Consider the following 24,320-nt stretch of genomic DNA (forward strand, 5'->3'; position numbering starts at 1 on the left):
GCGCGAAAGCGCCTTGGCAAGCGGAAGTTCCGACAATCTGAAGCGTTATCGTTAATCCGGGGTTGACGCCGCCGGCATTGACCGCAAAAGCGCGGCGCGTCACCAGTAGCGGGCTGAAGGATCGCCCATGACCGAACTGCCCCGCATCACGCATCTGCCGTCAGTCTGTCCTCATGACTGCCCTTCGGCCTGTTCGCTCGAGGTCGAGGTGATCGACGGGCGCAGCATCGGGCGGGTGCGCGGCAGCAAGCGCCAGAGCTACACCGACGGTGTGATCTGCGCGAAGGTGGCGCGCTATTCCGAGCGCATCCACCATCCGGACCGGCTGCTGCACCCCTTGCGTCGCACCGGGCCGAAGGGCTCGGGGCATTTCGAGCGCATCTCCTGGGACGAGGCGCTGGACGAAACCGCACGCCGCTTCCTCGCGATCGAGGCCGAGCACGGCGCCGACGCCGTCTGGCCCTATTACTATGCCGGCACGATGGGGCTGGTGATGCGTGACGGCATCAACCGGTTGCGCAACGTCAAGCGCTATTCCGGCCAATATTCGACGATCTGCACCACGATGGCCTGGACCGGGTTCATCGCCGGCACGGGCCGGCTCGCCGGTCCCGATCCGCGCGAGATGGCGAAGTCGGACTGCGTGGTGATCTGGGGCACGAACGCCGTGCACACCCAGGTCAATGTCATGCATCACGCGATCAAGGCGCGGAAGGAGCGCGGCGCCAAGATCGTCGCCATCGACATCTATCACAACCCGACGCTGGCCCAGGCCGATCTCGCGCTGGTGCTGCGCCCGGGCACGGATGGCGCGCTCGCCTGCGCCGTCATGCATGTCCTCTTCCGCGACGGCCATGCCGATCGTGACTACCTCGCGCGCTACACCGATGCGCCCGCCGAACTCGAGGAGCATCTCGCCAGCCGCACGCCGGAATGGGCGGCTGCGATCACCGGGCTCGATGTTGCCGCGATCGAGGAATTCGCGACGCTGGTCGGCACGCGCAAGCGCAGCTTCTTCCGTCTCGGCTATGGCTTCGCACGCCAGCGCAACGGGGCTGTGAACATGCACGCGGCGCTTTGCGTCCCGACGGTGACGGGCGCCTGGCAGCACGAGGGCGGCGGCGCGTTCCACTCCAACAGCGGCATCTACCAGTGGCGCAAGAGCCTGATCGAGGGGCTGGACGTCAGGGATCCCCGCATCCGCGAACTCGACCAGTCGCAGATCGGCAGGATCCTGACGGGAGATGCCGAGGCGTTGCGCCAGGGCGGGCCGGTGAAGGCGCTTTTCATCCAGAACACCAATCCTGTCTCGGTCGCGCCCGAGCAGGAACTGGTCAAGCAGGGCTTTGCCCGCGACGACCTGTTCACGGTCGTGCACGAGCAGTTCATGACCGAGACCGCCGCCATGGCCGACATCGTGCTGCCGGCGACCCAGTTCATGGAACATGACGACCTCTACCAGGGCGGCGGGCATCAGCACATCATGTGGGGCGGCAAGCTCGTGGATCCGCCCGGGGAATGCCGCTCGAACCACGAGGTGATCTGCGCGCTTGCCGGACGCCTGGGCGCCGAACATCGTGGATTCGCGATGACACCACGCGAGATCGTCGACTGGACGCTGCGCGAGACCGGTCGCGGCACGCTGGACGAGCTGATCGCGGCCGAGTTCCATGACATTCAGCCAGGGTTCGATCGCGCACATTACGTCGATGGATTCGGCTATCGCGACGGCAAGTTCCGCTTCAAGCCGGACTGGCCGAAGGTGCCCAATGCCAATGCCGGCCCGGTCGGCCCCTATGGCCAGATGCCGGGGCTTCCCGATCATTGGGGCGTGATCGAGAACACGGATGAGGCGCATCCCTTCCGCCTGGCGACCAGCCCGGCCCGCAGCTTCCTCAACTCGACCTTCACCGAGACGCCGAGCTCGCAGAAGAAGGAGGGGGGACCGACCCTGATGCTGCATCCTGCGGATGCAGCAGAACTCGGCATCGCCGATGGCGGCGAAGTCGTTATCGGCAACCGACGCGGCAGCGTGCATCTGACGGCGAAATTCTTCGCCGGCGTGGTGCGCGGCGTCGTCATTGCCGAATCGATCTGGCCGAACGCAGCGCACAAGCACGGGCGCGGCATCAACACGATCACCGGCGCCGATGCGGTGGCTCCCTTCGGCGGGGCCGCCTTCCATGACAACAAGGTGTGGATCAAGAAGGCGTGACCGATCGGGCACTTGACCTTTGCGGAGGGCTGTGACCATTCCGCCGCGCGCGGGCGAGGCATGGATGATGCTTGCCCCGGCATGGGCATGTCTCGAAGGAACTGCGGAATCATGAAGATGCGGCGGATGGGTGCGGTCGTTCTGGCCGGTGGGTTCCTGATGACGGCTGCGGTTTCGGCCCTGGCCGCGAGCGGCACGAGCGCCTTGCCGCCGCCCGATCCGACCGCCAGGAACCTGACGCCCTACATGATCCAGCTTCGGGCCTTCGATGCCTGCCTGATCACCCAGTCGCAGCTGATGGGTACGACGCGCGAAGCCGTCCACACGCCTTGCAGCTGCTATGCCAAGGGCACCGTCAGCGCGATGACCAAGGACGAGATCCAGGCCTTCCGCGAGACCGGCTATTTCAACGACAGCGCCCGCGCCAAGGGCTACGCTTTCATCGACCGCTGCAGGCTCAGGCGGCCGAGCTGAGCAGCTCCCGGTCTGCGAAATAGCGCGTCCTGATCCGCTCCGCATAGGCAACGAGATTGGGGTGGCTCTCGATCAAGCCCCGTATCGGCGACTCGAAGAGCGTGCACAGCCCTGAGGCCAGGAAGGCGCCAAGGGTGGCGTCTGCGCCGCAAGGTTCGCTGCCCATCAGATAGAGCCTCTCGCCCATGATCGCGGCGGTGGCTCCCAGCGCGTGCCGGGCGAGTTCCGCCTGTTCTGCGGGGCTATGGCGCCCGGTGCCCTGGCCCTTCAGCGTGCGCTGCACCTGGCGTTTGACCATCGCGGCAATCAGCGGTCGCAACGGCGCCGGCACGGCCCTGAAGAACTGGAGCGGGCCGCGGCTGAAATTGCTGTCATTGGCCCAGCGCTCGCTGACGACGAACCAGTAGAGATGATCCTCGAGCATCTTCTCGACGGCCCAGGCGATACCGCGTTGTTCCGGCGTCAGGCCCTCGTCGAAATCGATGCCGTATTTCCGCTCCAGATGCAGTCTGATGAAGGTACTGTCGGCGACAATCTCGCCGTCATCGATGATCAGCGGCAGCTTGCCCTTGGGCGCCCGCCTCATATTGCCGATCTTGCGCTCATGCGGGAGGCCGGACATTTGCAGGAGGATGTCCGCCTTCATGCAGAACGGACTCGGATCGGGCAGGCCGAACCCCGGCCCGAAGACCTGTAGCGTGATCATGCGAAATCTCCCGGTGGCGCAGGCAAGGCGTCCGTTTCTGCTGACAGACTGCTGACAAATCTTGTCAGCAGAGCTAGAGCATTCTCGACCCGAACTTGATGCTTGGGAATTCCTCGTCATGCAACGTGCCGAACGTCTGCTCGATCTGATCCAGGGGCTGCGCCGACGTCGCAGGCCGGTGACGGCCGATACCCTCGCCGCCGAACTTGATGTCTCGGTCCGGACGATCTACCGCGATATCGGCGCGCTGATGCGCCAGGGCGTGCCGGTGCGCGGCGAAGCCGGCATCGGCTATGTGCTCGATGCGGGCTTCGACCTGCCGCCGCTGATGCTTTCGCCAGATGAGATCGAGGCGGTTCTCGTCGGCATGCGCTGGCTTGGTGAGCGTGCCGACCCCGTGCTGGCGCGTGCGGCGGAAGATGTGGTGAGCAAGGTCGCAGCGGTCCTGCCGCCGCATCTCCGGCCGATCCTGCTCGATGGCGCCCTGTTCGCACCGGCCTATCGCTGCGACCAGCCGGTCGATCAGATCGATGCTGCCGGCATCCGGGCTGCGATCCGCCAGGGCCGGAAGCTCGCGATCCGATATCGCGACGAGGCCGGGCAGGAGACCGACCGGATGATCTGGCCGATCGGCATGACATTCTACGAGCGGGTGCGGATTGTCATCGCCTGGTGCGAATTGCGGCAGGCGTTCCGGCACTTTCGCACGGACCGCATCACCGATCTCGTCCTTCGCGAAGAACGCTATCCTGCGCGCCGAGCCGACCTGTTCCGTCGCTGGGAGAAGGAAGAGGAGGAGGCGGCGCGGGCCAGATCCTGCCCGATCGATCAGCCGCGCACGACCTCGGCCCCGACCAGCGTTGCCCTGCCGGAGGCGACCTCGGCCAGCGCCCGCTGATAGAGCGCGTGTTCGACGCCGAGCACGCGTTGGGCCAGGGCATCCTCGTCGTCGCCGGCAAGCACGGGAACGCTGGTTTGCGCGATCACCGGCCCGGCATCGAGTTCCGGCACGACGAAATGCACGCTGCAGCCATGTTCCTCGACCCTGGCTTCGAGGGCCTGGCGATGGGTATGCGTGCCCCTGAACAGGGGAAGCAGCGAGGGGTGGATATTGAGCAGCCGTCCTTCCCAGCGCCTGACGAACCAGGGCGTCAGGATGCGCATGAAGCCGGCAAGCGCGATGAGCTCGATCTGGTTGACGCGCAGGACATCGTCCATGGCGCGCTCGAAGGCCTCGCGATCCCGGCCGAAAGCGCGGTGATCGATGGTTGCAACGGGCACGCCGGCAGCCGCAGCCCGGGCCAGGCCGCCAGCCTCGGGCACATTCGAGAGCACAAGAGCGATCTCGGCCGGATAGTCGCTGGCCTGCGCCGCCTCGATCAGGGCAGCCATATTGGAACCGCGCCCCGAGATCAGGATCGCGGTGCGACGACGCGCCGGCTGGATCACAGGCTGAGCTTCCCGCGATAGCTCACGGGCTCTTCGCCGGCCGCGACCGGGACGATTTCGCCAAGCCGCACCGGCGCTTCACCGGCGTCCTTCAGGGCAGCCTCGACCTCGCCGGCCTTGCCGGATTCAGCGGTTACGATCATGCCGATGCCGCAGTTGAAGGTGCGAAGCATCTCGCGCTCGGCGACGCCGCCGACTTTGGCAAGCCAGCCGAAGACCGGGGGAACCGGAATGGCCGCGAGATCGAGCGCAACACCGAGCCCATCGGGCAGCACGCGCGGGATATTGTCGGGGAAGCCGCCACCGGTGATGTGGGCGAGGGCCTTGATGCCCGCCGTCGCCTTCAACGCGGCCAGCAGCGGCTTCACATAGATGCGTGTCGGCACCAGCAGCGCCTCGGCGAGACTGGTCTCAGGCGCGAAGGGGGCGGGAGCCTCCCAGCTCAGGCCGGACAGCGCGACAATGCGCCGGACCAGCGAGTAGCCATTGGAATGGACGCCGGAGGAGGGCAGGCCGAAGACCACGTCGCCCGGCACGAGATCCGCACGCGGCAGCAGTGCCCCGCGCTCGGCGGCGCCGACCGCGAAGCCCGCAAGGTCATAATCCTTCTCGGCATACATGCCGGGCATCTCGGCGGTCTCGCCGCCGATCAGCGCGCAGCCGGCCTGCCGGCAGCCATCGGCGATGCCGCGTACGATCTCGACGCCGACCTGCGGATCGAGCTTGCCGGTCGCGTAATAGTCGAGGAACAGCAGCGGCTCGGCGCCCTGCACGATCAGGTCGTTGACGCACATCGCGACGAGGTCGATGCCGATGGTCGAATGCCGCCCGCTTTCGATCGCGATCTTGACCTTGGTGCCGACGCCGTCATTGGCGGCGACCAGGATCGGGTCATTGAACCCCGCTGCCTTCAGATCGAACAGGCCGCCGAAGCCTCCGATCTCCGCATCGGCGCCGGGGCGGCGCGTGGCACGCACCAGCGGCTTGATGGCATCGACCATCGCGTTGCCGGCATCGATGTCGACGCCCGCCTGCGCATAGGTCAGTCCGTTCGCTCCTGGCTTGCTCATGGTCCTCGGCTTCCATTCCGTTCGCGCGAGCGATAGGCAAGCCAGCCGCGCCTTGCAAGCCGCTATGACGGATTCGGCCTTGCCGGTGCACCATTTCGGGCTCTAGCGTCGGGCAGGACAGCGCTGCGAATCCGGAAGAGCATGACCCTTCCCAACCTCATCACCATCGGCCGGCTGTTTCTGGTGCCGCTCGTCGTGGTGATGATCACCAATGGGCGCTGGGAGGCGGCCTTCATCCTCTTCGTGGCGGCCGGCGTCTCGGACGCCATCGATGGTTTCATTGCCAAGCGCTTCGGCATGACCAGTGAACTCGGCGCCTATCTCGACCCCGTCGCGGACAAGGCGTTGATCGTCTCGATCTACATCACGCTTGCGCTGGTTGGGGCTATCCCGGTCTGGCTGGTGATCCTGGTGGTCTCTCGCGACCTGATGATCGTCTCCGCGGTGATCCTGTCCTGGGTGATGGAGAAGCCCGTCGAGATCGCACCCTTCTTGGTCAGCAAGCTCAACACCGCCGCGCAGCTCAGTTTCGCTGCGTTGATGCTCGGGAGCAAAGCCTTTGGGATCGATCCGGGGCTGGCGATCGATCTCGGCCAGCTCCTGGTCGCCGTATTGACGCTGGGATCGATGGCGGCCTATCTCGCCTTCTGGCTGCGGCATATGGCGACCTGACCTGCGGTGAGGGCGCGTGATTGCGTCCGCTTCAACGCTGCGGCTTGGAACTTGCTCCGTGTTCACCCATCTTCGTGGGCGCGATCGATGATCTCGCATCGCGGAATCCGCCGGGGACTGCCTGTTCATGTCGTTGCAACGCCAAATCGGTTTCTGGCTGATCTCGCTCGCGGTCTTCGTGCTGTTCCTGGTGCTGCTGCGCGACGTGCTGCTGCCATTCATCGCGGCGCTGGCGCTGGCCTATTTGCTCGACCCTCTTGCAGACCGGCTCGAGCGGCTTGGGATGAGCCGTCTGGCCGCGACCATCTTCATCCTGATCGTCTTCCTCCTTGTCTTCGTGCTCTCACTCGTCCTGCTCATGCCGTTGCTAGGCCAGCAACTTGCAGGCTTCGTCGCCCGGATGCCCGAGGTCGCTGCCAAGCTGCAGACGCTGATCCTGGAGCGGGGGGCGCCGCTCCTTGAGAAACTGGGTGGCGACAAGCTTGCCCAGGATGCGCAGAATTCACTCGGAAATCTCGTCGGCGAAGCAACCAAATGGGTCGGCAGCGTCCTGCAATCGCTCTGGTCGGGTGGAACCGCGATCATCGGCGTGTTCTCGCTGCTGGTGCTGACCCCCGTCATCGCCTTTTATCTGCTGGTCGACTGGGATCGCATGTGCGCGACCGTCGACAGCTGGCTCCCGCTCGACCACCGCGACACCATCCGCGAGCTGCTGAGCGAGATGGATAAGGCCATCGCCGGATTCCTGCGCGGTCAGGCACTGCTCTGCGTCCTGCTCGGGACGTTCTACGCCGTGGGGTTGAGCCTCGTCGGCGTCAATTTCGGCGCACTCATCGGCATCATCAGCGGCTTCCTGTCCTTCATCCCCTATGTCGGCTCGCTGACAGGCCTGGTGCTGTCAGTTGGCGTTGCGACGGTGCAGTTCTGGCCGGAATGGACCTGGCCGCTGGCGACGCTTGGCGTCTTTGCCGCCGGTCAGTTCATCGAAGGCAACATCCTTCAGCCAAAGCTCGTCGGCGACTCGATTGGCGTGCATCCGGTCTGGCTGATGTTCGCGCTGCTTGCCTTCGGCTCGCTCTTCGGCTTCGTCGGCCTCCTGCTCGCGGTTCCGCTGGCAGCCGTCATCGGGGTCTTGAGCCGTTTCGCACTCCGGCAGTATCTGGCCAGCAACATCTATCATGGCGGCGATGTTTCGAAGTCCCCCGAAGCCCGCAAGCGTGTCGGGGCCGATGTCTGACCATACAAGCCGCCCGCGTCAGCTCGCCTTCGACCTGCCTGTCGACAGTCGCCATGGCGTCGAAGATTTCCTGATCGGCCCGTCCAACGAAGCCGCCTATGGGATGATCGAGGCCTGGCCGCACTGGCCCGAGGCCTGGCTGCGCCTGGTTGGTCCGGAAGGCGCGGGAAAGACGCATCTGGCGGCGATCTGGGCCAAGGCTGCCCATGCCTGGGTCGTGCCGGTCTCCGAGGTTACCGAGGAGAACGTGCCGCACCTGATCTCGGGCGGTGCGCTTGTCGTCGAGGATTGCGACAGAGGACCCCGCGACGAGGCCGCGCTGTTCCACCTCATGAACGCGATCAAGGCGAAGCGCGGCTCGCTGCTGCTGACGGCGCGCTCGGCTCCCGATCTATGGGGCGTGCGCATTCCGGATCTGTTGTCGCGCCTGCGGCTGGCGCCGCATGCGACAATCGCGCCGCCGGACGATGCGCTGCTGCGGGCGCTGCTGGTCAAGCTCTTCATCGACCGGCAGCTCATCGTCGATGCCGGGATCATCGAGGCGCTGACCCTGCGGATGGAGCGCTCCTTTGCCGCAGCGCGCGCCCTGGTCGATGCACTCGACAGGCTTTCACTCGAACGCGGGCGGCGTGTCACGCGCGCCTTGGCCGGCGAAGTTCTGGCGGACCTTTTTCCGGACGATGCGAGCTGAACGAGGCTGTTTTCCTACGGCACAATGCGCCAGGGGAACGTCCAGCTCGCGAAAGCTGGCAGGGCGCGATGCCGCGCGTCGGCTTCGCCCGCACAATGGTCGCGATCACCGATCCGGAGGTGATCGCCACCAGCGGCGAAACGCATCATCCGATCGTCAGCCGATGTCCGGGCTGCTGACGCGTCCTGAACCGAACGTTCAGGCCGCGCTTTCCGAAGCCGCCTTGGCCGGCGGGCCAACGAGGCGCGCATGCATGGCCTCGATCAGAAGTTCATGCGCACGGGCTGCGATCGCGTCGAGCGACGGGGTCCGCACGAACATCGCGGCCGCCTTCTCGCTAAGCTCCTCGCGGCTCGGGAGCACCGGCAGATGCCATTGCGCAACGGCGTCCTGCGCCTGCTGCTGCATTTCGGCCAGCCGGTCACCTGCGCGTTGCTGCAGCTCGGCGAGTGCTTCGCGCAAATCGGCAAGCGTCATCGTCGGCAGGTGCAGATCCGACAGGGCAGGGCTCGCCGCATAGGCTTCCCGGAAGGCGCTGACGACGCGGTCCAGCGGCACCGAAGCCGCGAGCCGCTCGGCGGAGCGTTCGATGACGCGTGGCGGCAGCGCCTGCGAACGGTCCACGACGGCCTGTGGCGGGGCCTTCAGGTCCCAGGCCAGTCCGATCTTCGATAGTCCGAGGATCAGGTAATAGGTCGGGTCCCACTGCCACCAGCGGAAACCCTGGCGAACGCTGTACTGATAGGCGTGGTGGTTATTGTGCCAGCCTTCGCCCATGGTGATGATCGCGAGCCACCAGTTGTTGCGGCTCTCATCTCCGGTCACATAGTCCTTGTCGCCGTGCACATGCGCGAGCGAGTTGATGCAGAAGGTTGCGTGATAGCCCGCGACCGTCGACCAGAAGAAGCCAACGATAAGACCGGCCCAGCCGTCAATGGCGAAGCAGAGGCCGGCGAGCAGGATTGCGGGCGCCAGCTCGAAGCGATGCAGAAGACGCAACTCGGGGAACTTCGTCAGATCCTGAATCGTTGAATCGTCGAAGGTGCTGTGATCCCGGCTGAAGATCCAGCCGACATGCGAATAGGCGAAGGAGGTCAGAACCGGCGAGTGCACGTCATGTTCTGTATCGGCATAGCGATGGTGGTGACGGTGCTTGGAGGCCCACCAGAGCACGCTCTTTTGCGCCGTCGATTGGGCCAGCAGCGCAAGCATGAACTGCCCGAAGCGGCTGGTCTTGTAGGACCGGTGTGAGAAATAACGGTGATAGCCGCCGGTCACCGCGAACATCCGCAGCCAGTACAGCCCGATCGCGAGCCAGACCGAGGTCCAGGTCACGCCGCTCCAGAGCGCTCCGAAACAGGCGAGATGCGCCAGCACGAAGGGAACGGCGGATGGGTAGACGATGTCGCCATCATCATGGGGGGCAGTGCTGTCGCTCAAGAAAGCTCTCTGTGGGGTTCGCGCGGTTCCGCCGCTTCGGTGCAGCACGGGCCGCATGACCAGCGGCACCAAACAGGACGAGCCGGCGCCGCGCAAGTAGGCCACTCGCCGCAGCGTGGGAAGGAAATTGGTTTGAGGCAACGCAGGAATAGCACTCGCCCGTCATCGAAGCGTCACGCTAGAATGGCTTCAGGTTTGTTAGGCGGGGCGGTTTGGCCCGGCTTGCGTTCGAGACGAGGGCGAATTTGATGAATATCGAACCGACGAACGTGAAGGTCGCGGAACTCGCGCCTGAGGTCGGTCCTATCAGCCTGCGGCAGTCGCCGGCCCGCTTCGTCAATCGCGAGCTGTCCTGGCTGCAGTTCAACCGCCGGGTCATGGAAGAGGCTTCGAACCGTAACCATCCCTTGCTGGAACAGCTCCGCTTCCTCTCGATCTCAGCCAATAATCTCGACGAGTTTTTCATGGTCCGCGTCTCGGGCCTGCGCGAGCAGCTCAAGGCGGGTGTCGTCACGCCGAGCCAGGATGGGTTGACCCCGGCCGAACAGCTGATCGAGATCGCCAAGGCGACGGCCGATCTCACCGCCGACCAGCAGGCGCGCTGGATCGAACTCAAGCACGAGCTGGACGATAATCGCATCGTGCTGCTCGGGCCGAAAGACATCGGTGCGCAGCACCGCACCTGGCTCGAGGATCACTTTCTTCATCTGGTCTTCCCGGTGCTGACGCCCTTGGCGATCGACCCGGCTCATCCCTTTCCCTTCATCCCCAATCTCGGCTTCACGCTGGCGCTTGCACTGGAGCGGATCAGCGATGGGCGTCAGCTCGACGCGCTGATCCGGGTCCCCGGGAAGATCGACCGCTTCATCGAGCTGCCCGATCTGGTACGCGACGGCGTGCACCGCTTCATCACGCTGGAAGACACGGTCTCGCTCTTCATCGGCAAGCTCTTCCCCGGCTACGACGTCAAGGGAACCGGCTCGTTTCGTGTCATTCGCGACTCCGACCTCGACATCGAGGAAGAGGCCGAAGATCTGGTGCGCGTCTTCGAGACGATGCTGAAGCAGCGCCGCCGGGGCGTCGTCATCCGCCTGGAGGTCAGTGCCGGCATGCCCGCGCATCTGCACCGGCTGATCGTGCGGGAGCTGAAGGTCGACGCCGACGAGATCGTCCAGGTCGAGGGCATGATCGGGCTGAACGAGCTGTCGCAGCTGGTCGGCGTCGACCGGCCCGACCTCAAGTTCAAGCCCTATAATGCGCGCTTCCCCGAGCGCATTCGCGAGCATGGTGGCGATTGCTTCGCCGCGATCCGGCAAAAGGACCTGATCGTCCACCACCCCTATGAGAGTTTCGACGTCGTCGTGCAGTTCCTGCAGCAGGCGGCGCATGATCCCAACGTCGTCGCCATCAAGCAGACGCTCTACCGCACCTCGTCGAACTCGCCGATCGTCAGGGCGCTGGCCGAGGCGGCCGAGGCGGGCAAGTCGGTGACGGCCTTGGTCGAGCTCAAGGCGCGCTTCGACGAGGAAGCGAATATCCGCTGGGCCAAGGATCTGGAGCGCGCAGGCGTGCAGGTCGTTTTTGGCTTCATCGAGCTGAAGACACACGCCAAGCTCTCGATGGTGGTGCGGCGTGAGGCAGGCCAACTCGTCAGCTACTGCCATATCGCGACCGGCAACTATCACCCGATCACGGCGCGCATCTACACCGACGTCTCATTCTTCACCGCCGATCCGGTGATGGGGCAGGACGTGGCGCGCGTCTTCAACTTCATCACCGGCTATGCGGAGCCGGCCGAACTCGAGAAGATGTCCGTCTCGCCGGTGGGGCTGAAGCAGCGCCTCCTGTCCGACATCGCCGAAGAGATTGCCCATGTGAAGGCTGGCCGCAAGGGTGCGATCTGGGGCAAGTGCAACTCGCTGGTCGATCCCGAGATCATCGACGGGCTCTATGATGCGAGCCAGGCCGGCGTGGAGATCGACTTCGTCGTGCGCGGCATCTGCTGCCTGAGGCCCGGAATTCCGGGACTGTCGGAGAACATCCGGGTCAAGTCGATTGTCGGGCGCTTCCTCGAGCACACCCGGATTTATGCCTTCGGCGCCGGCTTCGGCCTGCCCTCGGCCAAGGGCAAGCTCTATATTTCCTCGGCCGATCTCATGCCGCGGAATCTCGATCGGCGCGTCGAGGCCTTGACCCCGATCCAGAATCCGACGGTGCACCAGCAATTGCTGGAGCAGATCATGCTGGCGAATTTCCTCGACAACGAGCAAAGCTGGACCATCTTGCCCGATGGCGGCTCAAGACGCATTGTCCCGCCGCCGAGCGACGAGTCGTTCAACGCCCACAAATATTTCATGACCAATCCGAGTTTGTCCGGACGTGGAAAATCGCTCTCCAATTCAAGCCCCCGCAGCCTTGCGCGCCGGACCGGCAGAAAGGCTTGACCCGGCGTTGATCCCGGGGCGGTTGAGCCTCGGCGAGACGCTCGCCATCGTCGACATCGGCTCGAACTCGGTTCGTCTCGTCGTCTATGAGATGTTGTCGCGTTCGCCGGCGCAGGTCTTCAACGAGAAGGAGATGGCCGGTCTCGGCCGTCAGGTCGCGACCACCGGCCGGCTCGCTGATGACGCCATCGAGAAAGCACTTGGTGCGCTCGTGCGCTTCCGCATTCTCTGCGAGGCGATGCATGTCCGCGATATCCGTGTCATCGCGACCGCTGCGGCACGCGACGCGGCCAATGGACCTGCGTTCATTGCACTTGCCGAGCGGGCGATCGGCCAGCCGATCGAGCTGATCTCCGGTGGGCGCGAAGCCTATTTGTCGGCTCTTGGTGTGATTTCAGGTTTCGAGGCGCCGCATGGCGTCGTCGGCGACCTCGGCGGCGGCTCGCTCGAGCTTGCCGCCGTCGACAACGACCGGGTGGGCGAGGGGGCCAGCTTGCCGATCGGCGTGCTGGCGCTGCTCGACCGTTCGAAGGGGTCGGTCAAGCTCGCCGAGAGGATCGTCCGCGAAGCCCTCGACAACCTGCCGCAGCTCGTCGCGATGCGCGGCCGCGATTTCTATGCCGTGGGTGGCACGTGGCGCGCGCTCGCGACGTTGCACCAGCGCCAGTCCGTCTATCCGCTCAGCGTGATGCACGCCTACACCGTGCCGGCGCGTGACGTGACCGAGTTCGCCAAGCTGGTCGAGCGGGCCGACAGCGCGGTGCTGGAATCGATCGAAGCGGTGTCCTCGGCTCGCCGGCCGCTCCTGGCCTATGGCGCGCTGGTGCTCGACCAGTTGATCAAGCGCGGCCGTCCGCGCTCGGTGGTGATTTCGGCGAACGGTGTCCGCGAGGGATTGCTGCATGAGCAGCTTCCCGAGGAGGAGCGCAGGATCGATCCGCTGCTTCAGGGGGCGCAGGATTACAATCAGCTGAGGGCCCGCGATCCGCGACATGCGGCCGACCTGATCGCTTGGGTCGCAAGGCTCTTCACCAGCGCGGGCCTCCATGAGGACGCAGCGAGCCGCCGTTTGCAGAATGTCGCCTGCCTGCTGTCGGATATCGGCTGGCGCGCCCATCCGGACTATCGCGGCGAGCAGAGTCTCAACGTCATCGCCCATGCCGCCTTCAATGGCGTGGATCATCCCGGCCGCGCCTTCCTGGCACTCACCGTGTTCCATCGCTATGCGGGCGCCAAGAGCGATACGCCCGTGGCATCCGACCTGCGGCGCCTCCTGACGCTCCGGCAACTTGAGCGGGCGCTGCTGCTCGCGGCGACGTTCCGCGTGGCCTATCTGCTTTCGGCGGGCATGCCCGACATCCTGACCCGTATCTCGCTAACCTGCGTCGATCGGCGGCTCGTGCTGCGCTTCCCGGCAGACCTCAGGGCCCTGTCGAGTGAACGTGTCACCGGGCGGTTGAAGCAGCTCGCCCGCCTTCTCGGTCGCGAGCACGAGGTCGCTGCCGGCTAAAGCATCGGCCCGAAAAGCGGATCGCGGTTTTTGGGACAGCCGATGGAAGGTTAGGTCCTCGCCCGCTCAGGCGACGGTCACGCGCCCGCGGGAGATCTTCAGGCTCAGCTGTCCGTTCTTCAGCGCCAGCGCCTTGTTGCCGAAAACCTCGCGGCGCCAGCCTTGCAGGGCCGGGACATCGGCAAGGTCGTCCGAGGCGATCGCCTCCAGATCGTCGGTCGAGGCCAGGATCTTGGGCGCGACGCGTTCGGCATCGGCTGTGGCCTTGAGCAGCACCTTGAGCAGGTCGAGCACGGCGCCGTTGGTCGGGCGTCCGCGTTCGCGTTCGAGGCGGGGCAGGGCTCTGGGATCGAGCGCGAGCCCGCGCTCGATCGCCGCAAGCACCTCGCCGCCGGCGCGCGACCGCTCGAAACCGTTCGGCACGGAGCGGAGCTCCGCCAGCGCCTCGACCGAAAGCGGTCCGCGCTGGACGATGTCCATCAGCGCATCGTCCTTCAGCACCCGCTGGCGCGGCACGTCGCGGCTCTGCGCCTCCCGCTCCCGCCAGGCTGCGATCTCCATCAGCAGCGCGACTTCCTTGGGCTTGCGAATCCGGCCCTTCAGGCGCTGCCAGGCATTCTCGGGCTTGACTTCATAGGTGGCCGGTGAGTTCAGGATCGCCATCTCCTCGGCAACCCAGCCCTGGCGGCCGCTGGCGGCCAGATCGGCGGCGAGAGCGAGATAGATGTCACGCAGATAGGTGACATCGGACTCGGCATAGGTGAGCTGCGCCTCGGTCAGCGGCCGGCGCGACCAGTCTGTGAAGCGCGAGGATTTATCGATCCGCGCCTTGGCGAGGTCGTTGGCGAGCTGCTCGTAGCCGACGGAGTCGCCGTAGCCGCACACCATCGCAGCGACTTGCGTGTCGAACAGCGGGGTCGGGAGCAGCTTGCCGATGATCCAGATGATCTCCAGGTCCTGCCGTGCGGCGTGGAATACCTTGACGACATTCTGGTCGGCCATCAGCGCCAGGAAGGGCGCGAGATCGAGCTCGGGCGCGAGCGGATCGACAAGCACTGCCTCGTCGGGCGAGGCGAGCTGGATCAGGCAGAGCTTCGGATAATAGGTCGTCTCCCGCAGGAATTCGGTATCGACCGTGACGAAGGGATGCTGAGCCAGCCGCGCGCACGCCTCGGCCAGATCCTGTGTGGTGGTGATGAGGCTCATGAATAGCGGCTTAGCGGAGGAACGGGTTGTCCGTCGAGTCCGCGTTTCCCTGAACTCACCGGCTGATGCGGCACTCGCTCCAGAGCTCGCCCTTGAAAGCCGTGCCGGTCCTCGCAGACCAGTAGTTCTTCTTATCGAGGTGATTGTCCCTGCGTGCATGGCGCGAAAAGACGCGGGCGTAGCAATCGGGATTGGAATAGTTGCGGCTCTGCGCGATCTTGAGGCCGGCCCGATACGCTCCGGAGGTGGCTTGGGCTTGTGCTTCGCTGGCGGCTCCCCAGCCGAGGGCGAACATCAAAACGGCGGCTGCGGTCATATGCCGCCGCGAGATTGCACCTGTCATCGAAGCCCCCCGGCCAAAGTCATCTGCGTAGGCCTGCAGGCCCAAACCTTCGGGCCGTTATGTTCGGCCATCGCGGTTTCGCGCCTCAAGCAGGCAGAGATGCTAGCGTCCCGTATCAAGATTGTCGCTGCCATTCTTGACAATCCGCACGCCTGCGTGTGCTTACGGCGAAGGTTTCAGCTGGCCTTGCGCCGGCTCCTTCGCATCTCCGAGAGACGAGTCCCGTGACCTTGCATCGCTATCGCTCCCATACCTGCGGCGCCCTTCGCGAGAGCGATATCGGCAATCAGGTCCGTATTTCGGGCTGGTGCCACCGCATCCGCGACCATGGCGGCGTGCTCTTCATCGATCTGCGCGACCATTACGGCATGACCCAGGTCGTGATCGATCCGGATTCGCCGGCTTTCGCCGAAGCCGAGAAGATTCGCGCCGAATGGGTCATCCGCATCGACGGCAAGGTCAAGGCGCGCCTCGAGGGCACCGGGAATGCCAATCTTGCGACCGGGGCGATCGAGGTCTTCGCTACCGCGCTCGAAGTGCTGGGTCCTTCCGGCGAGCTGCCGCTGCCGGTGTTCGGTGATCTCGAATACCCCGAGGACACGCGCCTGAAGTATCGTTTCCTCGATCTGCGTCGGGAAAAACTGCACAACAACATCATGCTGCGCGGCAAGGTCATCGACTCGCTGCGTAACCGGATGAAGACCTCGGGTTTCTCGGAGTTCCAGACGCCGATCCTGACCGCGTCGTCGCCGGAAGGCGCGCGCGACTTCCTGGTGCCGAGCCGGCTGCATCCCGGCCATTTCTACGCGCTGCCGCAGGCGCCGCAGCAGTACAAGCAGCTGCTGATGATGGCGGGCTTTGACCGCTATTTCCAGATCGCGCCCTGTTTCCGCGACGAGGACCCGCGCGCCGACCGTCTGCCGGGCGAGTTCTACCAGCTCGACGTCGAAATGAGCTTCGTCACGCAGGAGGACGTCTTCCGCACCATGGAGCCGGTGATAGCCGGCGTCTTCGAGGAGTTCGGCGGCGGCAAGTCGGTCACCAAGAACTGGCCGCGCATTCCCTATGCCGAGTCGATCCGCAAATACGGCTCGGACAAGCCTGATCTTCGCAATCCGCTCGAGATGCAGGACGTGTCCGAGCATTTCCGCGGTTCCGGCTTCAAGGTCTTCGCTCGCATCCTGGAAGACGAGAAGAACCAGGTCTGGGCGATTCCGGCACCGGGCGGCGGCTCGCGCGCTTTCTGCGACCGCATGAATTCCTGGGCTCAAGGCGAAGGCCAGCCCGGCCTCGGATACATCATGTGGCGCGAGGGCGCGGGCGCCGGCCCGATCGCCAACAACATCGGCCCTGAGCGGGTCGAGGCGATCCGCGCCGCACTCGGCCTGAAGGACGGCGACGCGGCCTTCTTCGCCGCCGGCAACCCCGACAAGTTCTACAAATTCGCCGGCGCGGCCCGTAACAAGGTCGGTTCGGAGCTCGGCCTGATCGACGAGAAGGCCTTCGCCTTCGCCTGGATCGTCGACTTCCCGATGTACGAGTACAACGAGGACGAGAAGCGGGTCGATTTCTCGCATAACCCGTTCTCGATGCCGCAAGGTGGGCTGGAGTCGCTGCAGAAGGACGATCCGCTGGCGATCAAGGCCTTCCAATACGACATCGCCTGCAACGGTTACGAGCTCGCCTCGGGCGGCATTCGCAATCACCGCCCTGAGGCGATGGTCAAGGCCTTCGAGATCGCCGGCTATGGCGAGGAGACGGTGATCGAGCGCTTTGGCGGCATGTATCGCGCCTTCCAGTACGGCGCGCCGCCGCATGGTGGCATGGCCGCCGGTATCGACCGCATCATCATGCTGCTTGCCGGCGCCAGCAACCTGCGCGAGGTCGCGCTGTTCCCGATGAACCAGCAAGCCGTCGATCTGCTGATGGGGGCGCCCTCCGAAGTCGGCCCGAAGCAGCTGCGCGAGCTCCATATCCGCCTGAACCTGCCTGAAAAGAACGGCTGATCCCCCGCCATGCCTGCCCCGACTGGAGCGCGCTTGCCCGCGCTCGCCTGCCTGCTCGCGCTGCCGCTAACCGCCTGTGTCACCGCCGCGCCCCATACCAGCCCGGGGCGGGCGGCGGAGCTTGCCAATCTGGTCTCGCGCTCGATCGCCTGCCGGGCTGGAGCGCCGCGCTCCAGTACGCTCGACCGCTTCCTTGACGCTGAGCGCGCACGCGGCGCGACGCCGGAGCAGATCGCGGGAGCGCGCTCGACCTATGTCACGGTCTCGGAGGCGGCGACCATCAATCAGGGTGTCCGGCCCGAATCCTGCTCTGCGGAGGAGCGCGGCTCCCTGAAGCCTCGCATGGCGCGCGTCCGGGCCGGCGATTTCAGCGGGCTCTGAGCGCGATCAGCCATGCCTTTCGCCAGAGCCTTCCTCTGCAGCCTGCTCCTGCCTGCGCTGGCTGCCTGCACGACAACCGCCGGTCCAAAACCTGGAACCGCGGAGTTTGCGGCCGTCAAGGTCTCGCGCGGCTATGATTGTGGCGTCGTCGTCGACCGCCGCCGTGTGATGGCAGGGCTTGCCCCGGCGGAGCGCGGGCGTTTCGTCGCCGTCAATGCCAGCCTCGCGGTAAAGTCCTACAAGGCGCCGCGTCATTGCGATGCGGCGGAGCGCAGCGCGGTCCAGCACGACCTTGCCGGGCTCACGCAGCGCTGAATTCCGCTTGCCTGCCGAGGGCGATCCCGGCCAGAAGGCAGGAATGCCGCCCGCGACCGAGTTGCTCCCGCTCCAAGAGACCGTCACCGCGGTCGTTGTCGCCTATGACAGCGCCGATGTCCTGTCGGCCTGCCTCGATGCGCTGCGGCGCGAGGGCGTGCCTGCCATCGTCGTCGACAATGCCAGCAGCGACAATTCGGCCGCGATTGCGCGCGCGCATGGCGCAACGGTGATCGCGAGCTCCCGGAATGAGGGCTATGGCCGAGGCAACAATCTCGGCATCGCAGCCTGCCGCACCCCCTATGCGCTGATCGTCAATCCCGACCTCGTGCTGCAGCCTGGCGCGATGGCAGGGCTGCTGGCCGCCGCAGCGCGGTATCCCGATGCCGGGATGCTGGCTCCTCGCATTGTCGAGCCTTCGGGGCGCGTCTTCATCCAGCCGCGTTCGCTGCTGTCGCCGGCCCATCTCAATCATCCCGGCGCGGCGATTGTTCCGGAGGGCGATGCCTGCCTGCCGTTTCTCTCCGGCGCTTGTCTCCTGCTCCGCTGCGACGCCTTCGAGGCGCTGGGTGGCTTCGATCCGCAGATCTTCCTGTTCTACGAGGATGACGACCTTTGCCGTCGCATGCGCGATTCCGGGCATGCGCTGGTGCATGTGCATGAGGCGCAGGCGCATCATGCGCGCGGCCGTTCCAGCAAGCCCAGCCCCGGCCGACGCTTCAATGCGCGCTGGCATCTCGCCTGGTCGCACGCCTATATCGCCGCCAAATACGGCCAATCCGGGCCGTCGTCCTTTGCAGTTTGCGAAAATGTCGCAAAAACAGCGGGTTACGCCTTGATCATGAACCGCCTCAAGATGATGGCGCATGCCGGCTCGGCCGCCGGGGCCCTGGCCTGGCGGCGCGGACGGACGGCGCTCTCGCGGCAGGGCCTGGACGAGTAGCAGGCGCGTTCCAGAGGTGCAGCCCTGCTAGAGGGGCAGGTCCTGCTAGAGGTGCAAGTCCTTCATCGGGGTGGCGATGATCCTGCGGATCTCGCGCAGTTGCCTGAAGACGAGCCGCGCCTTGCGCAGCAGGGTGCTGTCGGCCCCGAGCAACTCAGCCTCGCGTGCGGCGAAGGCGGCCTTGCCCTGCAGGGCAGGGATTGGGCTCAGCGGCAGCGGCGCGCTCGAGAGGGCAGAGAAATCGAGTTCCGCCAGAGCCGGCTCGGCTCCGCGAAGGCTCTTGCCGATCACATAGCGCGCCGTGTCGAGGCGGGTTGCGGCGGCATCGCGCGTCGGCTTCTGCATCACGGCGCTGGAATCGCGCCACTGGATGCCCTTTCGATAGGCCGGAACCCATTGCACCTGGGCTTCGAGCAGGTTCAATCCGGCGTAACGGGCCAGGGCAGGAAAGGCGTCGTCATAGAAGCGCCAGCAATCGACGGGGAAGCGGTGCCGCGGACCGCCGCCCGGGGAGGTGATGAAGGCGAGGCCGTTGCCCTTCAGCACGCGCGAAATCTCAAGGATGGTGATCCAGAAATACTCGGCATGCTCGAACACTTCCGAGCAGGTCACGACATCGACCGAGCCGGTGGCGATCTCCTTCCAGTCATAGGGGTCGGCCACCGCCACATCGACATTCAGCCCCGGCTCGATGTCCATGCCGACAAGCTTCCAGGCCGGGTTCGACATGACGTCGCGGTTGGACAGGCTCTGCCCGTCGACAATGGCCGAGCCGACATCGAGCACGGTCAGCGGCGAGGTCTCGACGGCGGAGAGATAGGCCTTGCGGAAGACCCGCGCCTTGTCGTTGGCAGAAGCATGCATGGGGGCGGTCCGGCGATGGAGGGAGGCCGTATCGGAGGGGGCACCTTCGATCCTGAGCGGCGACCTATCAGGAAACGGCTCTTGGAGGCAAATCCTCGATCCTGTCGGACATCAGAACCGGGATCAGTCGTCTGATCTCGGCCTCGGGCCATGCCCACCACCGGCTCGCCAGCAGCGTCGCGATCCGTTCCTCGCTCAGGCGGTGCCGCAAGAGCCGTGCCGGATTGCCGGCGACGATTCCGTAAGGCGGAACGTCTTTCGTGACGACGGCGCGGGCGCCGATGACGGCGCCATGGCCGATGCGGACCCCGGACAGGATCAGCGCCTGCGACCCGAGCCAGACATCATGTCCGATGATGACGTCACCGCGCGAGACCTGATTGCCGGGATGGCCCTTCGCCTCGGGCCATAGTCGCGGGTAATCGTGGAATGGGTAGGTCGTCGCCCATTCCGTGCGATGGTTGCCGCCGAGCAGGATCTCGACCCCGTCGCCGATCGAGCCATAGCGCCCGATGATCAGACGCGCGCCGCTTCCGGCGAAGCGCACCTTCGGCCGGCCATAAGTATAGCGTCCGACGACGAGCTGCCCAGGGCGGCGAGCGATCAGGTTGGCCAGGTACAACCGAGCCTGGTTATCGGGGTTGAAGCGCCGGCGCAGGAAGCTGCGCGGGCCCTGAGGCAACCCGGCCCACCACGCTGCGATCGCGGAGGGCCGCCAGGATACGTCTTCCGGGAGAAGATCGACAGGCGCGTTATTCGGCATTGGCCTTGAGGTCGATCTTGTCGAAGATCTCGGTCGGATCGGTGATCGTGAGGACGTCGGCGAGGCCGAGACCGCTTGCCGACTTCGCGCTGGCCTGGACGGTCAGGGTGCCTGGCTTCGCCGCAAAGCGGGAGACCGCGGCGGTCAGAGCCTTGGCCGCATCGGAGGGGCCGAGGATCGCGGCAAGGCCGAGGCTGGCCATCATCGCATATTCGCGCCGCAGCTCGTCGGGCTTGCGCTTGTTCTTGCGGGCCTCGTTCTCGACGAGTTTCTCGAGCAGTCCGAAATTCTTCAGCTTGGCATCGACGCTGCGGGCCGTCGCCCCGAGCGCCGCTACCTGCGCGAGCGCGATATCGCTGGAGAACAGGTCCTTGGTGACGTTGCCGAGCGTGCCGGAGGCCTCAAACTGCGCCATGCCGGCGCCACCGAGCGAGAGCGTGCGGATAGCAAGCTCGTTGCGTGCAGCGTCCCAGGCGAGATCGAGCTTCGCCGAGAAGTCGAGGGCGCGGTAGCCCATGGCGATCAGCTCCGCAGCCGCGGGATTGCCGGTTGCCTCGCTCACCGGAGCGGTGAGCTTGTCGATGGTCAAGGCAAGCTTGGTCGGCACGCCGTTGATCTGGTCGGCTGCCGCAATCTCGAATGTGCCAAGCCCGACGCGGATCGGAGGCTGTGCGGGCTGCCCCGGCTTGACCTGCTGCGGTACGTCGACCGAGAGCCCGGCAAGCCGGATCGTGCCGAGCGTCGGGATCAGCTTGCGGAAATCGAGCGATTCGATCTCGGATTCAGGCTTGGCCAGGATTTCCTTCAGGCCCTTGAACATGGGCGCCAGCGAAAAGCCGGAATAGCTCAGCGACTCGAGCGCGCCCTTGGCGCCCGCTCCGGCGAAGGAGAACCCTTCCATGGCGTAGCCGGACTTTGCCGGCGCATCCTCGCCATAGGCCATCCGGGCGATGCGCATGTCCATGGCAACCGGCGCTTCGCCCGGCTTCGGCGGGACCGAGAGGGTTATCACCATGTCGCGGACTTCGCCGCTGCCATGGTCGATGGCATCAAACAGCGAGAACATCGAAAGCGCCATGCGCTTGTCGGCCTCGAGCCGAGCCAGATCGCGCTTGGCCTGCGGATCGAGCCCTGCCTTCTGGTCGGCCTCCGCCTGCGTGATGACCCGCGACAGGAGTTCGGCGAGCGGTTCGTCTCCGACACGCATCTTGAAGTCGCGGCCGGTCGTCCTGCCGAGTGAGATCTTGCCGAGTTGGCCCAGATCGATCGCGTAGCCATCCTGCTCGAAGCGACCGAAGATCGGCTGCATGGCTTCTTCCACGCCGGGCTTGGCGCGTTCGCTCAGCACGCGTGCGAGATGGCGCATGTCGAAGGCTTCGAAGCTGATGCGCTTGATCTCGCCCTTCATCGCCCCGGTTGGCCCACCGGTCACGGATATCGCGCCGCCGCTCGCCGAGCCGCGGCCGATCCTGCCGTCGCGAATCTCGCTGAAGCGAATGTCGCGATAGGTCGTGACCTGCCTTTGCGGTCCGAGAACCTGCTCGACCGTCAATTCGGGGGCACTGATTTCCGACGCGGCGAGGCGGCCGGTGCGGGCGACGGCGCTCTCGCCGGTGCTGCCGTTGAACAGCGAGACGAAGGCTTCGCGCTCGAGGCTCGAGCCCTTCACATCGACCTTCGGTATGGCGATGACGATCGCGCCCAGATCCAGGCGGATATTGTCGATCTGGAAATCGGCTGCCCAGGACGGTTGTGCCAGAACAAGGATAAAGGCCGCGGCCGCCGTTGTGCGCAGACGGCGCATCGGGCTGCGAAGGGTCGACGTGATCATGACGGTCTCCAGATGACGGCAGCGAACCTGCCGCAATGCAGCGACGAAAGAAAGACGACTTGCTCTCGGGACCGCAGGAAAAACTTGACCGCCTCGCTGCGATCTTCCGTATCTGTCTCAGATCCGCCATCCGGCCCGTGCAGGAGCGGTGCGGGCGGCGAATGCGATGGAGCTTAGAGACGATGCGGTCCGCCCGACGATTCCCTGCAGCCTGCCTTGCCTTGCTGCTTCTGGCTCTTACCCCCGTCATGGCATTCGCCCAGCAAACGGCTCCCGCGGCCGGGCTGGAGACACTTGCGATCGTCGGCAGCGGGCAGCGCCATGTCTTCCAGGTCGAGGTCATGCGTACGCCTGATCAGCGTGCGCGCGGCCTGATGCACCGCAATTATATGCCGCCGGACCGCGGGATGCTGTTCGATTTCGGCCGGGTCGAGCCGGTTGCGATGTGGATGCAGAACACCTTCATTCCGCTCGACATGCTGTTTATCCGCGCTGACGGAACCGTCGTGCGCATCGCCGCGCAAACCGAACCGCTCTCGACGCGTACGATTCCCTCGGGCGAGCCGGTGCTCTCGGTACTCGAGATCAATGGCGGGATCGCCGCCAAGCTCGGAATCAAACCGGGCGACAAGGTGGAGCACCCGCTCTTCAAGCCGTAAGGACGCTTGGCGCTCGCATGGCAGCGCAGCGATCGTCCGTCAGTTCCGATCGGAAAACCCTGCATTCCTGGTGAGCGCGGTCCGTGAAAGCCTCCGCACGGAGAGTGTCATTGCGTCGCAGCTCTGTGGAATGCGGAAGAAATCTGGCGGCGAATCACAGAATTGCCCACTTCCTTAATCAAAGGCGGTCATCCCGGATTTCATCCCCAGATACCCAGCACGCTTGCGAAGGACGGATCATGACGACACGTGCCGTGGTCGCAGCGCTAGCCATGTGCGTTGCGCTGATCACCGGAATCCGCCCGGATCAGGCCCATGCCGAGCAGATCGCGGCCTCGTCTCGGGGGCGCACGTCGCCGCCCGCTGCGTTCCTCACTTTCTGTTCGAAGAACCCGGCGGAATGCGCGCGATCGGGGTCGGTGATGCGGAGCGTCCCGCTTACCCCTGAACGCCACCGTGAACTGCAGCAGGTGAATGCGCATGTGAATGCTGCCATTCAGGAGGTCTCCGACCTGGAGCATCACGGCCAGGAGGATGTCTGGAGCATACCGAGGGATGGTCGGGGCGATTGCGAAGATTTCGCGCTCCTGAAGCGCAAGCTTCTGATCCAGCGCGGCTGGCCGTCATCGACCCTGCTGATGACGGTCGTCGGTACGCCCGAGGGCGAAGGCCATGCCGTGCTGATGGTCGTGACCGACGCAGGGGACTTCGTTCTCGACAACAAGACATCGCGAATCGTGCTCTGGTCGCAAACGGGGTATCTCTTCTTCAGCCGGGTGGCGCAGGCCAATCCGCGCCAGTGGGAGGCGATCGACGGAGGGAACGCGAGATACACCGCAGCAACGCGGCGCGGGCTCCATCCTCAGCTCGGCATCCAGCGCTAGACAGAAAACGCCCCGGCGTGAACCGGGGCGTGTCGAGCTTCGTGTGTTCTGAAGACATTGGCGGTTATCGGCCGCCGCCGGTTCCCCCCCCATTGCCACCCCCCCGGGCGCCGCCCCCTCCCCCCCCCCCGCCCCCGCCGCGGCGCCCCCCGCGGCCGCCCCCCCCGCGGCCGCCCCCCCTCTTCCCCCCCCCCGCCCCCGCCGTGCCCGCCGCTGG

Annotated in this window: 23 protein-coding genes; 14 read left to right on the forward strand and 9 right to left on the reverse strand. The window is 65.5% G+C overall.

Annotation, left to right across the window (positions count from 1 at the left end; translation table 11 throughout):
• The first annotated feature begins 127 nt into the window (after positions 1–127).
• Positions 128–2,215, forward strand: a complete 2,088-nt coding sequence (locus FG93_RS30760; RefSeq protein ID WP_043242715.1) for a molybdopterin-dependent oxidoreductase — start codon at positions 128–130, stop codon at positions 2,213–2,215.
• A gap of 111 nt (positions 2,216–2,326) precedes the next feature.
• The gene (locus tag FG93_RS30765) at positions 2,327–2,689 is read left to right on the forward strand and encodes a hypothetical protein (RefSeq protein WP_043242716.1); all 363 of its coding nucleotides are present in this window, start codon (positions 2,327–2,329) and stop codon (positions 2,687–2,689) included.
• Here the strand turns inward: FG93_RS30765 and FG93_RS30770 are convergent.
• Positions 2,673–3,395 carry a glutathione S-transferase family protein gene (locus FG93_RS30770; RefSeq protein WP_043242717.1) on the reverse strand — a complete coding sequence of 241 codons (723 nt, stop codon included), beginning with the start codon at positions 3,393–3,395 and terminating at the stop codon, positions 2,673–2,675. The genes FG93_RS30765 and FG93_RS30770 overlap by 17 nt on opposite strands.
• Before the next feature lie 118 nt (positions 3,396–3,513).
• On the opposite strand from FG93_RS30770, the gene FG93_RS30775 reads away from it, so the two are divergent.
• The gene (locus FG93_RS30775) at positions 3,514–4,293 is read left to right on the forward strand and encodes a YafY family protein (protein WP_081882025.1); all 780 of its coding nucleotides are present in this window, start codon (positions 3,514–3,516) and stop codon (positions 4,291–4,293) included.
• On the opposite strand, the gene purN is transcribed toward FG93_RS30775, so the two are convergent.
• Both purN and purM read right to left on the reverse strand, forming a co-directional pair.
• Positions 4,224–4,787, reverse strand: coding sequence for a phosphoribosylglycinamide formyltransferase (purN, locus tag FG93_RS30780; RefSeq protein WP_052514409.1), 564 nt, complete (start codon positions 4,785–4,787; stop codon positions 4,224–4,226). The genes FG93_RS30775 and purN overlap by 70 nt on opposite strands.
• Before the next feature lie 53 nt (positions 4,788–4,840).
• Positions 4,841–5,914, reverse strand: a complete 1,074-nt coding sequence (gene purM, locus FG93_RS30785; protein ID WP_043242719.1) for a phosphoribosylformylglycinamidine cyclo-ligase — start codon at positions 5,912–5,914, stop codon at positions 4,841–4,843.
• Between the two features lie 141 nt (positions 5,915–6,055).
• Between purM and FG93_RS30790 the strand changes: the two genes are divergently transcribed.
• The 3 genes from FG93_RS30790 to FG93_RS30800 all read left to right on the forward strand — a co-directional run bounded on the left by FG93_RS30790 (position 6,056) and on the right by FG93_RS30800 (position 8,514).
• The gene (locus FG93_RS30790; RefSeq protein WP_043242720.1) at positions 6,056–6,586 is read left to right on the forward strand and encodes a CDP-alcohol phosphatidyltransferase family protein; all 531 of its coding nucleotides are present in this window, start codon (positions 6,056–6,058) and stop codon (positions 6,584–6,586) included.
• Between the two features lie 127 nt (positions 6,587–6,713).
• Complete coding sequence (locus tag FG93_RS30795) at positions 6,714–7,823, forward strand: AI-2E family transporter (protein WP_052514404.1); 1,110 nt, start codon at positions 6,714–6,716, stop codon at positions 7,821–7,823.
• Positions 7,816–8,514 (forward strand): hypothetical protein, encoded by a 699-nt coding sequence (locus FG93_RS30800; RefSeq protein ID WP_043242756.1) that lies wholly within the window; start codon positions 7,816–7,818, stop codon positions 8,512–8,514. Before FG93_RS30795 ends, FG93_RS30800 begins: the two co-directional genes overlap by 8 nt.
• 198 nt (positions 8,515–8,712) lie before the next feature.
• Here the strand turns inward: FG93_RS30800 and FG93_RS30805 are convergent, their stop codons facing one another.
• Positions 8,713–9,954 (reverse strand): acyl-CoA desaturase, encoded by a 1,242-nt coding sequence (locus FG93_RS30805; RefSeq protein ID WP_043242721.1) that lies wholly within the window; start codon positions 9,952–9,954, stop codon positions 8,713–8,715.
• Between the two features lie 248 nt (positions 9,955–10,202).
• On the opposite strand from FG93_RS30805, the gene FG93_RS30810 reads away from it, so the two are divergent.
• Positions 10,203–12,398 (forward strand): RNA degradosome polyphosphate kinase, encoded by a 2,196-nt coding sequence (locus FG93_RS30810; RefSeq protein ID WP_052514410.1) that lies wholly within the window; start codon positions 10,203–10,205, stop codon positions 12,396–12,398.
• A gap of 22 nt (positions 12,399–12,420) precedes the next feature.
• The gene (ppx, locus tag FG93_RS30815; RefSeq protein ID WP_280114170.1) at positions 12,421–13,908 is read left to right on the forward strand and encodes an exopolyphosphatase; all 1,488 of its coding nucleotides are present in this window, start codon (positions 12,421–12,423) and stop codon (positions 13,906–13,908) included.
• 66 nt (positions 13,909–13,974) lie between these two features.
• Here the strand turns inward: ppx and rnd are convergent, their stop codons facing one another.
• Together rnd and FG93_RS30825 are read right to left on the reverse strand one after the other, a co-directional pair.
• Entirely contained in the window at positions 13,975–15,114 is a 1,140-nt protein-coding gene (rnd, locus tag FG93_RS30820; protein ID WP_043242724.1) for a ribonuclease D, read from the reverse strand.
• 55 nt (positions 15,115–15,169) lie between these two features.
• The gene (locus FG93_RS30825) at positions 15,170–15,457 is read right to left on the reverse strand and encodes a hypothetical protein (protein WP_152579717.1); all 288 of its coding nucleotides are present in this window, start codon (positions 15,455–15,457) and stop codon (positions 15,170–15,172) included.
• A gap of 230 nt (positions 15,458–15,687) precedes the next feature.
• Here FG93_RS30825 and aspS point away from each other — a divergent pair, with 230 nt between their 5' ends.
• Genes aspS through FG93_RS30845 form a run of 4 tightly spaced genes read left to right on the forward strand, consistent with a single transcriptional unit; the run spans position 15,688 to position 19,102 of the window.
• Positions 15,688–17,463 (forward strand): aspartate--tRNA ligase, encoded by a 1,776-nt coding sequence (gene aspS, locus FG93_RS30830; protein ID WP_043242759.1) that lies wholly within the window; start codon positions 15,688–15,690, stop codon positions 17,461–17,463.
• A gap of 9 nt (positions 17,464–17,472) precedes the next feature.
• On the forward strand, positions 17,473–17,844 hold the full coding sequence (locus tag FG93_RS30835; protein WP_152579718.1) for a hypothetical protein: 372 nt from the start codon (positions 17,473–17,475) through the stop codon (positions 17,842–17,844).
• A gap of 12 nt (positions 17,845–17,856) precedes the next feature.
• The gene (locus tag FG93_RS30840; protein ID WP_043242728.1) at positions 17,857–18,159 is read left to right on the forward strand and encodes a hypothetical protein; all 303 of its coding nucleotides are present in this window, start codon (positions 17,857–17,859) and stop codon (positions 18,157–18,159) included.
• A gap of 43 nt (positions 18,160–18,202) precedes the next feature.
• Complete coding sequence (locus FG93_RS30845) at positions 18,203–19,102, forward strand: glycosyltransferase family 2 protein (RefSeq protein WP_052514411.1); 900 nt, start codon at positions 18,203–18,205, stop codon at positions 19,100–19,102.
• Positions 19,103–19,147: 45 nt separating this feature from the next.
• Here FG93_RS30845 and FG93_RS31565 read toward each other — a convergent pair whose 3' ends face one another.
• The 3 genes from FG93_RS31565 to FG93_RS30860 all read right to left on the reverse strand — a co-directional run bounded on the left by FG93_RS31565 (position 19,148) and on the right by FG93_RS30860 (position 22,560).
• A complete protein-coding gene (locus FG93_RS31565; protein WP_052514405.1) occupies positions 19,148–19,966 on the reverse strand; it encodes a bifunctional 2-polyprenyl-6-hydroxyphenol methylase/3-demethylubiquinol 3-O-methyltransferase UbiG in 819 nt (272 codons plus the stop codon).
• Positions 19,967–20,033: 67 nt separating this feature from the next.
• Complete coding sequence (locus tag FG93_RS30855) at positions 20,034–20,648, reverse strand: CatB-related O-acetyltransferase (protein WP_244448786.1); 615 nt, start codon at positions 20,646–20,648, stop codon at positions 20,034–20,036.
• Positions 20,649–20,718: 70 nt separating this feature from the next.
• Complete coding sequence (locus tag FG93_RS30860; protein WP_043242729.1) at positions 20,719–22,560, reverse strand: hypothetical protein; 1,842 nt, start codon at positions 22,558–22,560, stop codon at positions 20,719–20,721.
• Between the two features lie 248 nt (positions 22,561–22,808).
• Between FG93_RS30860 and FG93_RS30865 the strand changes: the two genes are divergently transcribed.
• Both FG93_RS30865 and FG93_RS30870 read left to right on the forward strand, forming a co-directional pair.
• Positions 22,809–23,219, forward strand: a complete 411-nt coding sequence (locus tag FG93_RS30865; RefSeq protein ID WP_244448787.1) for a DUF192 domain-containing protein — start codon at positions 22,809–22,811, stop codon at positions 23,217–23,219.
• Positions 23,220–23,458: 239 nt separating this feature from the next.
• On the forward strand, positions 23,459–24,103 hold the full coding sequence (locus FG93_RS30870) for a transglutaminase-like cysteine peptidase (RefSeq protein ID WP_081882027.1): 645 nt from the start codon (positions 23,459–23,461) through the stop codon (positions 24,101–24,103).
• Positions 24,104–24,320 lie beyond the last annotated feature (217 nt).

Origin of the sequence: Allobosea sp. LC85 (assembly GCF_000735605.1) — a bacterium.
GTDB lineage: Bacteria > Pseudomonadota > Alphaproteobacteria > Rhizobiales > Beijerinckiaceae > Allobosea.

Coding starts and splice junctions, on each gene's coding strand:
- FG93_RS30760 (WP_043242715.1), top strand. CDS start 128: ATGACCGAACTGCCCCGCATCACGCATCTGCCGTCAGTCTGTCCTCAT.
- FG93_RS30765 (WP_043242716.1), top strand. CDS start 2,327: ATGAAGATGCGGCGGATGGGTGCGGTCGTTCTGGCCGGTGGGTTCCTG.
- FG93_RS30770 (WP_043242717.1), bottom strand. CDS start 3,395: ATGATCACGCTACAGGTCTTCGGGCCGGGGTTCGGCCTGCCCGATCCG.
- FG93_RS30775 (WP_081882025.1), top strand. CDS start 3,514: ATGCAACGTGCCGAACGTCTGCTCGATCTGATCCAGGGGCTGCGCCGA.
- purN (WP_052514409.1), bottom strand. CDS start 4,787: ATGGCTGCCCTGATCGAGGCGGCGCAGGCCAGCGACTATCCGGCCGAG.
- purM (WP_043242719.1), bottom strand. CDS start 5,914: ATGAGCAAGCCAGGAGCGAACGGACTGACCTATGCGCAGGCGGGCGTC.
- FG93_RS30790 (WP_043242720.1), top strand. CDS start 6,056: ATGACCCTTCCCAACCTCATCACCATCGGCCGGCTGTTTCTGGTGCCG.
- FG93_RS30795 (WP_052514404.1), top strand. CDS start 6,714: ATGTCGTTGCAACGCCAAATCGGTTTCTGGCTGATCTCGCTCGCGGTC.
- FG93_RS30800 (WP_043242756.1), top strand. CDS start 7,816: ATGTCTGACCATACAAGCCGCCCGCGTCAGCTCGCCTTCGACCTGCCT.
- FG93_RS30810 (WP_052514410.1), top strand. CDS start 10,203: ATGAATATCGAACCGACGAACGTGAAGGTCGCGGAACTCGCGCCTGAG.
- rnd (WP_043242724.1), bottom strand. CDS start 15,114: ATGAGCCTCATCACCACCACACAGGATCTGGCCGAGGCGTGCGCGCGG.
- FG93_RS30825 (WP_152579717.1), bottom strand. CDS start 15,457: ATGACAGGTGCAATCTCGCGGCGGCATATGACCGCAGCCGCCGTTTTG.
- FG93_RS30835 (WP_152579718.1), top strand. CDS start 17,473: ATGCCTGCCCCGACTGGAGCGCGCTTGCCCGCGCTCGCCTGCCTGCTC.
- FG93_RS30840 (WP_043242728.1), top strand. CDS start 17,857: ATGCCTTTCGCCAGAGCCTTCCTCTGCAGCCTGCTCCTGCCTGCGCTG.
- FG93_RS30845 (WP_052514411.1), top strand. CDS start 18,203: ATGCCGCCCGCGACCGAGTTGCTCCCGCTCCAAGAGACCGTCACCGCG.
- FG93_RS31565 (WP_052514405.1), bottom strand. CDS start 19,966: ATGCATGCTTCTGCCAACGACAAGGCGCGGGTCTTCCGCAAGGCCTAT.
- FG93_RS30860 (WP_043242729.1), bottom strand. CDS start 22,560: ATGATCACGTCGACCCTTCGCAGCCCGATGCGCCGTCTGCGCACAACG.
- FG93_RS30865 (WP_244448787.1), top strand. CDS start 22,809: ATGGCATTCGCCCAGCAAACGGCTCCCGCGGCCGGGCTGGAGACACTT.
- FG93_RS30870 (WP_081882027.1), top strand. CDS start 23,459: ATGACGACACGTGCCGTGGTCGCAGCGCTAGCCATGTGCGTTGCGCTG.